Source organism: Xanthomonas sp. SHU 166 (genome assembly GCF_000364685.1).
Lineage (GTDB): Bacteria > Pseudomonadota > Gammaproteobacteria > Xanthomonadales > Xanthomonadaceae > Xanthomonas_A > Xanthomonas_A sontii.
The window spans coordinates 1-9583 of the sequence record NZ_AQOJ01000952.1; the positions used below are offsets into that span (position 1 = coordinate 1).

Sequence of the window (9583 nt, forward strand, 5' to 3'; positions counted from 1 at the left end):
GGTTCGGGGAGCTGGGATTAGTGACGTGCCCAATAGCCGGCGTGGAAGCGATAGGCGGGGCCGTAGTGCTCCCAGCGCGGGCCGACGTAGACGTAGCCCGGCCGTTCCACCACGTAGCGGCCGGCGACCCAGACGTGGTGGCGTCCGTTCCATTGCCAGTAACCGGGCATCCAGACATAGCCGGGCCGCACCACCACCCGTTCCACCCGAGGCGGCGGTGGCGGGGTGCGAACCGAGAGTTCCACCACTTCGCGCGCCTGCGCGGGCGCGGCGGCCATGGCGCCGGCGAGCGTGCCGCCGAGCAGGGTGGCCAGCAACAAGGGACGAGCGAACATGCGATGTCTCCGAAGGCATCGGCGGGCTGCCGACGCGGGAGGAAACGCCGCGACTGGCACGGTTGTTGACGCGTTTCCGAGGGCGTATTCATGCAGCGGATAGCCAGGTGCGACGTCGCGTACGCGGTTTGCCGCCCAAGTGCGCATGCTGCAGCGCAACCTGCCCGTGTCGCGCTGCACGCCTAGAATCGCGGCATTCTCTTTTCGATGTCCGCACGATGAGCCTTCCCGCGTCCCGCGTTCCGTTGCCGCAGACGGACGCCAGTCCCTTACGTTTCGTCACGGCCGCCAGCCTGTTCGACGGCCACGATGCCGCGATCAACATCATGCGTCGCCTGATCCAGGCGCAGGGCGCCGAGGTGATCCATCTCGGCCACAACCGCAGCGTCGAGGACGTGGTGCGCGCAGCGCTGCACGAGGATGCCGACGCGATCGCGCTGTCGTCCTACCAGGGCGGGCACGTGGAGTACTTCAAGTACATGGTCGACATGCTGCGCGAGCGCGGCGCCGGCCATGTACGCGTATTCGGTGGCGGTGGCGGCACCATCACGCCCGAGGAGATCGCCGAACTGCAGGCCTACGGCGTGGAGCGCATCTACCACCCCAACGACGGCATGAAGATGGGCCTGGTGGAGATGATCGAGGACGTGGTGGCGCGTGCCGGGCGGGCGCGGGACGCGGGACCCGGGACCCGGGACCCGGAACAGGCCGGCATTCCGCTTCCGGGCATCGACGACGAGATCGGGATCGGCAGGATGTTGTCGGCCATCGAGGACGGGGCGTTCTCCGAAGCGGAGCTGGCGCTGCTGCGCAAGCAATGGCAATCCGGCCTGCCGGGCACCACCGGGTCCCGGGTCCCCGGTCCCGGGTCCCGCAGCGTGCGCACCGCGCCCGTGCTCGGCCTCACCGGCACCGGCGGTGCCGGCAAGTCCTCGGTCACCGACGAACTGCTCAACCGCTTCCTGGCCAGCTTCCCGCAGATGCGCATCGCGGTGGTCTCGGTCGACCCGAGCCGGCGCCGCACCGGCGGCGCGCTGCTCGGGGACCGCATCCGCATGAACGCGCTGCGCAGCCCGCGCGTGTACATGCGTTCGATGGCCACGCGGCGCCAGCACGCCGCCACCAACCGGGTGCTGAAGGACTGCATCGCGTTGTTGAAGGCGGTCGGCTACGACCTGGTGATCGTGGAGACCGCCGGTATCGGCCAGAGCGATTCGGAGATCGTCGATCTGGTCGATTTCCCGGTGTACGTGATGACCAGCGACTACGGCGCGCCGAGCCAGCTGGAGAAGATCGACATGCTCGACTTCGCGGAACTGGTGGTGCTGAACAAGTACGACCGGCGCGGCGCCGAGGACGCGCTGCGCGACGTGCGCAAGCAGTGGCGGCGCAACCGCGCGGCGTTCCAGCTGGAGGACGAGGCGGTGCCGGTGTATCCGACCATCGCCAGCCAGTTCAACGACCCCGGCGTGAGCTGGATGTTCGTCAATCTGTGCCGTCTGCTGCGCGACAAGCTGACGGCGCAGGCGGATGCCGCCGCTGGCCCGCCGGCGCACTGCGATTTCCGCCCGCAGCTCGACACCACGCTCAAGGAGCCGCGCGCCACCGTGCTGATTCCCGGCGCACGCGTGCGCTACCTGGCCGAGATCGCCGAGCAGGGCCGGGCGCTCAATGCCGGGGTGCTGCGCCAGGCCGAGGCCGCCGACCGCGCACAGGCGTTCTGGCAGGCGCTGCACGAACTGCAGGATCCGCAGCTGCCGGCGCAACTGGAACTGTATGCGGCGCAGGATCTGCTGCCGGCGTCGCGCGCATCCGCCGAGGCGTCCGCCGACGCCGTCGACGCCGTCGACGCCAGCCTGCTGCTCCTGCGCCAGCGCTATAACGATGCCTTGCAGTCGCTGTCCAGCGAGTCGCTGAAGCTGCTGCGCGAGTGGCCGCAGCGGCTGAAGTCGATCACCGACCCGGTCACCGAATACGCGGTACGCGGCAAGCCGATCCGGGTGGAGAACTACCGGCAGTCGCTGAGCCACCAGTCCATTCCGAAGATCGCCGCGCCGCGCTACAAGAGCTGGGGCGAACTGCTGACCTTCCTCGGCAAGGAGAACCTGCCCGGCAGCTATCCGTACACCGGCGGCGTGTATCCGTACCGGCGCACCGGCGAGGATCCGATCCGCATGTTCGCCGGCGAGGGCACGCCCGAGCGCACCAACCGGCGCTTCCACTACCTGAGCGTCGGCCAGCCGGCCGCGCGCCTGTCCACCGCTTTCGACAGCGTCACCCTGTACGGCGAGGACCCGGCGCCGCGCCCGGACATCTACGGCAAGATCGGCAACTCCGGAGTCAACATCCCGACCCTGGACGACATGAAGAAGCTGTACTCCGGCTTCGACCTGTGCGCGCCGACCACCAGCGTGTCGATGACCATCAACGGCCCGGCGCCGATGATCCTGGCGATGTTCATGAACACCGCCATCGACCAGCAGGTGGAGAAGTATCTGAAGGCCGACGCGCAGCGCTGGGCCCAGGCCGAGCAGACGCTGGCCCGGTTGTTCGAAGGCCGCGAACGCCCGCGCTATCACGGCGCGTTGCCGCCGGGCAACGACGGCCTCGGCCTGGCCCTGCTCGGGGTCAGCGGCGACCAGTTGCTGGACGCGGAGACCTACGCGCAGATCAAGGCGCAGACCCTGTCCAGCGTGCGCGGCACGGTGCAGGCCGACATCCTCAAGGAAGACCAGGCGCAGAACACCTGCATCTTCAGTACCGAGTTCGCGCTGCGCATGATGGGCGACATCCAGCAGTATTTCGTCGAGCAGAAGGTGCGCAACTTCTACTCGGTGTCGATCTCCGGCTATCACATCGCCGAGGCCGGGGCGAACCCGATCAGCCAGCTCGCCTTCACCCTCAGCAACGGCTTCACCATCGTCGAGTACTACCTGGCGCGCGGCATGCACATCGACGATTTCGCGCCGAACCTGAGCTTCTTCTTCAGCAACGGCATGGACCCGGAGTACACGGTGATCGGCCGGGTGGCGCGGCGGATCTGGGCGCGGGCGATGCGCGAGCGCTACGGCGGCAACGAGCGCAGCCAGATGATGAAGTACCACATCCAGACCTCGGGCCGTTCGCTGCACGCGCAGGAGATCCAGTTCAACGACATCCGCACCACGCTGCAGGCGCTGTACGCGCTGTTCGACAACTGCAACAGCCTGCACACCAACGCCTACGACGAGGCGATCACCACGCCGACCGAGGAAAGCGTGCGCCGCGCGGTGGCGATCCAGATGATCATCAACAAGGAGCTGGGGCTGAACTTCTGCGAGAACCCCTGGCAGGGCAGTTTCATCGTCGAGCAGCTCACCGACCTGGTGGAAGAAGCGGTGTACAAGGAGTTCGAGGCGATCAGCGAGCGCGGTGGTGTGCTCGGCGCGATGGACACCATGTACCAGCGCGGCAAGATCCAGGAAGAGAGCCTGTACTACGAACACAAGAAGCACGACGGCAGTCTGCCGCTGGTCGGGGTCAACACCTTCCTGCCCAAGGAGCATGCCGGCGAGACCGCGACCGAGATCGAGCTGATCCGCTCCACTGAGCAGGAAAAGGATCAGCAGATCGGCAACGTGCGCGACTGGCAGCAGCGCCGCAACGCGCTGGCGCTGGTCGCCGGTGGCGCCGGCCTGGGCGCGTTGCAGCGCACCGCGCGCGAGCGCCGCAACGTGTTCGCGGCGCTGATGGAGGCGGTCAAGACTCACAGCCTGGGCCAGATCAGCCATGCGCTGTACGAGGTGGGCGGCGAGTATCGGCGCAACATGTAGGCGCCGACGGTCGTGGCTGCCGACGCCGGCGCGCCGGGGACGGCGAGGGTGCCTGCCGCGTGCGCTTCTGCGGCGCCGCGCCAGCGCACGCGGCAATCTTGTGGCTGCGGCCCGGGCGGTCTCATAGTGTCCCATCGATTCACGCAGAGGGTGCCGATGAAAGCCTGGGGAGCGTTGGCAGTGTTGATGGCGTGCGCGGCGACGACCCGCGCGGCGGAACCGGCCGGGGATGGGGCGGCGGGGCCGCTGTTCGACACCGTTGCGGCGCTGGACCAGCGCCTGTTCGAGGCCTACAACCGCTGCGACCTGGCGGCGTTCGAGTCGTCGTTCGTGCCGGACGTGGAGTTCTACCACGACACCGGCGGCGTCACCTGGGACCGCGCGAGCGTCGTCGACAACACGCGCAAATGGATCTGCGGCAAGGTCCGCCGCGAGTTGCTGCCCGGTACGTTGCGGGTCTATCCGATCAAGGACTTCGGGGCGATCGAGGAAGGCGAGCACCGCTTCTGCGAGCTGGCCAGCGGCCGCTGCGAGGGCATCGCCAAGTTCGTGATGGTGTGGCGCCAGGACCCGGACGGTTGGAAGTTGACGCGGGTACTCAGCTACGGGCATCGCACCGCACCGGCGCCGCACTGAGCGAGGGGGCGGCCGTCGCCCCCCAGAGGTCGGCGTTCAAGCCCAATCGCCCCGACCATACCCGCCACGTGCCGTCCGCAGGCGGCAGCGAGGAGCGGCGCAACAGGCTGCTGGAGTTGTGAAGGGCGCTGTCGGCACGCCGCTTGCTTGCAGCTGAGTGGCGCGATCGCGCGTTGTCCATGACCGCCTCACGGCGGTCGGCCACCGCATCACGTCGGCGTTGCGCAGAAACCCGCGCGGCGTGCTTGAATGACATGGCGTGCCGCGTGGGCGCGCACCGGTGGCCGGGCGCGGGGACCTGGCGATGTTTTGCGGATGACGACGATCGTGCCGATCATGTGGATTGCCATCAGTGCGGGTGTGCTGGTGCTGGGGGGCGGACTGTGGTGGTGGCTGCGGCGTGGCCCTGGCGATGCGGCCGAGGCGCCGCAGGCGCGCGTCCATGCCGAGGATGCCGACGTATCCGCGGCACCGGCAGTGTCTGCACCCACCGCGCCAGTCGCGCCTGTTGCCCCGGTGGACCCGGGCCTCGACCCTTTCGCCGACCCGGCCCTGCTCGATCTGGATCCGGTGCCGGACGCCGCGATCCTGGCGCGCCTGTGCGAGCTGGCATTCGCCGGCCGGCCGGTGAGCACGTCGGCCACGCCTGCGCCGGCGGTCATGGCCGAGGCCGCCGCGGTGCTGGCGCGCATCGACGCGCATCCGCGCTACACGCCGCGACGCCCGCACCTGCTGCCGCAGCTCACCCGCGCGATCAACGACCCGACCGCCGGCGCCCATTCCATCGCCACGATCCTGGGCCAGGACCCGGCGCTGGCCGGCAACCTGCTGCGCATCGCCAACAGCGTCGTCTACCGCCGCCATCCCGAGCCGATCGAGAACCTGGAGCGGGCGGTGGCCCTGCTCGGCACCGAGGGCCTGCGCCAGATCGTGCTGGCGGCGCTGCTGCAACCGGTGATCGTGGACGACGGCAGCGTCTTCGGCCGCTGTGCGGCGGTGCTGTGGGAACACACCCTGCTGTCGGCCCACGCCGCCTCCCAGGGGCCCGACCGCGAGGATGCGAACGCCGCGCAGCTGCTGGCTCTGTTGTGCGGGCTGGGCGCGGTCTCGGTGGTGCAGGTGCTGCGCGATGTCCACGCACGCCACGTCGAGGCTGCGCCAACGCCGGCGGCGATGACCGAGATGCTGGAGGCGTGGTCGGCACACTGCGCCAAGGCTATCTCTGCGGACTGGGGGCTGTCGCCGCGCGTGCAACGCGCCCTGGAGGAGCAGTCGGGCGACGCCGATGTGGCGACCATGAGTGCGCTCGGCCTGGCCCTGCGCCGGCATCGCGCCGCGGCGGCCGCGCAGCTGGCGGTGCGCTATCGCCGTTAGGTGGCGCCGTTGCGTGGTCCAGCCAGTGATTGGTCGAAACGTGCGGCAGAGCGGCCGGGTGCCGAAGCGATGCGCGGCTACCGGGCGATGCGACGGGAGGTCGGCGCAGCCGACAGCGCGAGACAGCATGCGCCGACGCAGGCGCGGATCCCTGTCGTGTCCACGCTGGCGCCGAGGCTGATCTGCTTGCTGGCGCCGTTGGCGACGATCGCCGCCCATGAAGGTGGCGCCATCGCTCCAGCGTTGCGCCCGCGCTGCCGGGCATTGATGGCCGTGCGGCACGCCGACGCGGCGGGGGCGCAGGCATGGTTGCGGCTGGCGGAGGCGGCGGCCGAAGACCAGCTCGATCGTGCCCAGCGGGCCACCGAAGCCGTGCTGCGCGATGCGATCCGTGGACTGCTAAAGGCCGAATGACCCGTTGCTTCGGCGCGGTCGACGCCATGCGCCGCTCGCATGAAGCGCGGCGCGTTTTCTCGACCTCATGCAGACCCGATGCGCCCGGCGGGCAGGAGGCGGCCGGCCGAGCGGGATGCCCCGGCTGCACGCATGCAGCCGGCGCGACGGCGGCGTGGCGAGCGCGTCTGCCTCAGCGCAGCGGCACGTCGGCGACCTTGTCCTGGTAGTCGCGCTTGGGGTCGATGCCGAACAGCACCTTGATGCCGGCCATCAGGCTGGAACCGTTGAGCCAGATCTGCGCGTGATCCGGGTCCAGGCGCAGCAGCGCCAGTTTCGGATCGTCCTTGCCCTGTTCGTACCAGGCGTCGATGAAGCCGTTCCACAAGCGCTCGATCACCGCCTGGTCGTTGTCGACGCTGAGCGTGCCGCTGATGCTGGCGAACAGGTCGTGGTTCTTGGCGCTGAACGCCGCGATCACCCGCTGGCTCTGCGTCAGCTTCTGCACCAGCGCGTTGTCCTTGGAGGTGAAGAACCAGATCGGGCCACCGCGATCGCCCTCGAACTGCGCGGTCATCGGCCGGGCGTGGCCGTCCTCGACGCCGTCCAGGCCCAGCATCACGGTGCGGTCGGACTTCAATGCCTTCCAGAATTTCTCTTCCAGTTCCTGCGGGCTGGCCATGCGGATCTCCGATCGGGCGACAGTGCCCGCCTGCACTGTGCCGGCAGGCGCGCGCGCAGTCCGTGACGGGAGGGTGCAGGCCACGTGCAGAGCCGGTGCGCGCTGACTCCTGTAGACAAGTGCGGCGATGCGCAGCGCACTGCGATGCGCATCGAAGCATCGCGCCGATCCCCGGTGCTACTAAGCGACCACGCCACGCATGCAGCGTGGCGGACGGACCACGGTTCCGCAGGGAAGGCGTGTGCCGATTGCCCGCGGCACGCGCCGCTTTCCGACAGGACGTTTGCCGATGAGTGCGATTCCCGCGACGCAACCACTGTTGCCGCCGCAACTGACCCTGGCGATGGCCGCCGCCAGCATCGCCGCCTACGCGGCCTACGAAGGCAAGCCGGTCTCGGCGCCGTCCGACTACCGTCTGGTCGCCCGCTGGTCCGGCTGGGATGGCGACCCGCTGGGGGGCAGCGAGGAGCTGTTCGGTCTGCTGTTCCGTTCCACCGCCACCGCCGGGACCTATCTGTTCGCGTTCCGCGGCACCGATTCGGACCTGGACATCTACGAGGACCTGGACTTCTCCACCACCGCCTTCGTGCCCAGCGCCCGTACCGTCACGCCGGTGCCGCAGGTGTCGGCCGGGTTCTACGGCATCTACAACGGCAGGGGCGGCGCCATGCGCGCCTCGATGCGCGCGCAGTTGTTCGCGCTGCTGGAGCACTTCGCGCCGACCCAGGTCTACGTCACCGGGCACAGCCTGGGCGGCGCGCTGAGCCAGTTGTTCTCGCTGGACCTGGCGCTGAGCCGGCCGGGGCTGCCCAGCCGCAACATCAACTTCTGCAGCCCGATGGTCGGCGACGCGAGCTGGGAACAGGCCTATGCCGCGCATATCGCCGCGGCCGACAGCACGCGCTGCTACAACTACTGGGACTACGCGCCGTCGCTGCCGCCGTCCACGTTCGGCTATGCGTCGGTGGGGCAGGCGTTCCGCACTGCCTACGACGTCAACGGCGCCTGGTTTCCGCATCTGCTGGCGCGGCACTCCATCGCCAACATGCAGGTCGTGCTGCAGCACGCCCTGTGGCAGACGCCGCAGGCCTGGAGCGGAACCTTCGCCGACCAGACCGATCCGCAGCGGCTGATGCGCAGCCAGATCCCGCCCACCACGCCGCATCCGGCCTGGGCGGACATGGCGCTGACCGCGCGAGCGGCCGAGCAGGCGCTGGGCTTTCCGGAGGGGGCAGCGGCGTCGCCGGCGGCGGCCACGCCATGAGTGCGTGCGCGGCCTGGCGGCGCGCCCGTTGTGCCCGCGGTCACTGCATGGTGCCGCCACGGGTGCCACGCTGACCGCCCATCGATCGCGAGGACGTCGCCATGGCATCGTTCGAGCTGTATCTCCCACAGCTGCTGCGGTTCGAGGGCGGCTTCGTCGATGACCCGAACGATCCGGGCGGCGCCACCAACCGCGGCATCACCCTGGCCACCTTCCAGCGCTGCGCGCAAGCGCTGCTGGGCCAAGCGCCGACGCTGCAGAACCTGCGCGCATTGACTGTGCAGCAGGCCGCGACGATCTACCAGCACGACTACTGGGACAGGATCGGTGCCGATCAGATCGCCTCGCAGACGTTGGCCGAGCTCGTGTTCGATTTCTACGTCATTGCCGGCGATGTCGCGATCTCGCTGCTGCAGCGCGTCCTGCAGCAACTGGGCGCGACCGGCTTGGCGGTCGATGGCCAGATGGGGCCGGCGACCCTGGCGGCGCTTGCCAGTGCGGACACGGCACAGGTGTACGCGCAGTACCGGCAGCAGCGCATCGCCTACTACCAGCGCCTGGTGGCGGAGCGTCCGGCCGACGCCGAGTTCCTGGCCGGCTGGCTGCGCCGCGCGGAATGGTTCCCGGCGAGCCTGCGGGCCGATGCGTCGGCGCCTGCGCAGACCGGCACCGCCTGATGCGACGCCGCGCCGTGCACGGCGCGTGCATCTGCGTTTCACCGCACGCGCATGCCGCGCTGTCTAGTCTCCCGAACCAGCGTCGGCCATCTGCCGACGCCAGCGCACGCGATGACGGCGTGCGCCTGTCCTCGTTTTCGGGAAGACCGCATCATGATCAAGTGGGCCATCATCATCGCCATCATCGGACTCATCGCCGGCGCGCTCGGCTTCAGCGGTGTGGCGGGCGCGGCGATCGGCGTCGCCAAGTTCCTGTTCTGGGCCGGCATCGCCATCGCCTTGGTGCTGTTCGTGCTGGGCACCATGCTGGCCAAGAAGGTCAGTTAGGCACCAGGCCGGGTGTCGCGTCGATGCAGGTGCGTCGCGCGACAGGTCCGTAGAGCGAGGCCCTGTGGTGATCGGCAGGGGCC

Annotated in this window: 9 protein-coding genes; 7 read left to right on the forward strand and 2 right to left on the reverse strand. The window is 69.4% G+C overall.

Annotation, left to right across the window (positions count from 1 at the left end; translation table 11 throughout):
* Nucleotides 1-17: 17 nt before the first annotated feature.
* Nucleotides 18-335 carry a YXWGXW repeat-containing protein gene (locus D180_RS21315; protein ID WP_039726291.1) on the reverse strand — a complete coding sequence of 106 codons (318 nt, stop codon included), beginning with the start codon at nucleotides 333-335 and terminating at the stop codon, nucleotides 18-20.
* 218 nt (nucleotides 336-553) lie between these two features.
* Between D180_RS21315 and D180_RS21320 the strand changes: the two genes are divergently transcribed.
* The 4 genes from D180_RS21320 (at nucleotide 554) to D180_RS21335 (ending at nucleotide 6571) form a co-directional block, all read left to right on the forward strand.
* Complete coding sequence (locus tag D180_RS21320; protein ID WP_043091510.1) at nucleotides 554-4147, forward strand: methylmalonyl-CoA mutase family protein; 3594 nt, start codon at nucleotides 554-556, stop codon at nucleotides 4145-4147.
* A 156-nt stretch (nucleotides 4148-4303) separates the two neighbouring features.
* Nucleotides 4304-4783 (forward strand): nuclear transport factor 2 family protein, encoded by a 480-nt coding sequence (locus tag D180_RS21325; protein ID WP_043091511.1) that lies wholly within the window; start codon nucleotides 4304-4306, stop codon nucleotides 4781-4783.
* A 315-nt stretch (nucleotides 4784-5098) separates the two neighbouring features.
* On the forward strand, nucleotides 5099-6157 hold the full coding sequence (locus D180_RS21330) for an HDOD domain-containing protein (protein ID WP_017914373.1): 1059 nt from the start codon (nucleotides 5099-5101) through the stop codon (nucleotides 6155-6157).
* 156 nt (nucleotides 6158-6313) lie between these two features.
* Nucleotides 6314-6571: a hypothetical protein gene (locus D180_RS21335; protein ID WP_157835496.1), complete on the forward strand. Its 258-nt coding sequence runs from the start codon at nucleotides 6314-6316 to the stop codon at nucleotides 6569-6571.
* A 172-nt stretch (nucleotides 6572-6743) separates the two neighbouring features.
* Here D180_RS21335 and D180_RS21340 read toward each other — a convergent pair whose 3' ends face one another.
* The gene (locus D180_RS21340; protein WP_010342308.1) at nucleotides 6744-7232 is read right to left on the reverse strand and encodes a pyridoxamine 5'-phosphate oxidase family protein; all 489 of its coding nucleotides are present in this window, start codon (nucleotides 7230-7232) and stop codon (nucleotides 6744-6746) included.
* Between the two features lie 289 nt (nucleotides 7233-7521).
* On the opposite strand from D180_RS21340, the gene D180_RS21345 reads away from it, so the two are divergent.
* From D180_RS21345 to D180_RS23195, 3 genes are all read left to right on the forward strand, one after another.
* Entirely contained in the window at nucleotides 7522-8496 is a 975-nt protein-coding gene (locus tag D180_RS21345) for a lipase family protein (RefSeq protein ID WP_017914375.1), read from the forward strand.
* Between the two features lie 101 nt (nucleotides 8497-8597).
* A complete protein-coding gene (locus tag D180_RS21350; RefSeq protein WP_017914376.1) occupies nucleotides 8598-9173 on the forward strand; it encodes an N-acetylmuramidase in 576 nt (191 codons plus the stop codon).
* A gap of 153 nt (nucleotides 9174-9326) precedes the next feature.
* The gene (locus D180_RS23195; RefSeq protein ID WP_017908222.1) at nucleotides 9327-9500 is read left to right on the forward strand and encodes a DUF1328 family protein; all 174 of its coding nucleotides are present in this window, start codon (nucleotides 9327-9329) and stop codon (nucleotides 9498-9500) included.
* Nucleotides 9501-9583 lie beyond the last annotated feature (83 nt).

Excerpts from the sequence above, each read along its gene's own strand:
- D180_RS21315 (WP_039726291.1), bottom strand. The coding sequence starts at position 335 with ATGTTCGCTCGTCCCTTGTTGCTGGCCACCCTGCTCGGCGGCACGCTC.
- D180_RS21345 (WP_017914375.1), top strand. The coding sequence starts at position 7,522 with ATGAGTGCGATTCCCGCGACGCAACCACTGTTGCCGCCGCAACTGACC.
- D180_RS21350 (WP_017914376.1), top strand. The coding sequence starts at position 8,598 with ATGGCATCGTTCGAGCTGTATCTCCCACAGCTGCTGCGGTTCGAGGGC.
- D180_RS23195 (WP_017908222.1), top strand. The coding sequence starts at position 9,327 with ATGATCAAGTGGGCCATCATCATCGCCATCATCGGACTCATCGCCGGC.
- D180_RS21325 (WP_043091511.1), top strand. The coding sequence starts at position 4,304 with ATGAAAGCCTGGGGAGCGTTGGCAGTGTTGATGGCGTGCGCGGCGACG.
- D180_RS21330 (WP_017914373.1), top strand. The coding sequence starts at position 5,099 with ATGACGACGATCGTGCCGATCATGTGGATTGCCATCAGTGCGGGTGTG.
- D180_RS21320 (WP_043091510.1), top strand. The coding sequence starts at position 554 with ATGAGCCTTCCCGCGTCCCGCGTTCCGTTGCCGCAGACGGACGCCAGT.
- D180_RS21340 (WP_010342308.1), bottom strand. The coding sequence starts at position 7,232 with ATGGCCAGCCCGCAGGAACTGGAAGAGAAATTCTGGAAGGCATTGAAG.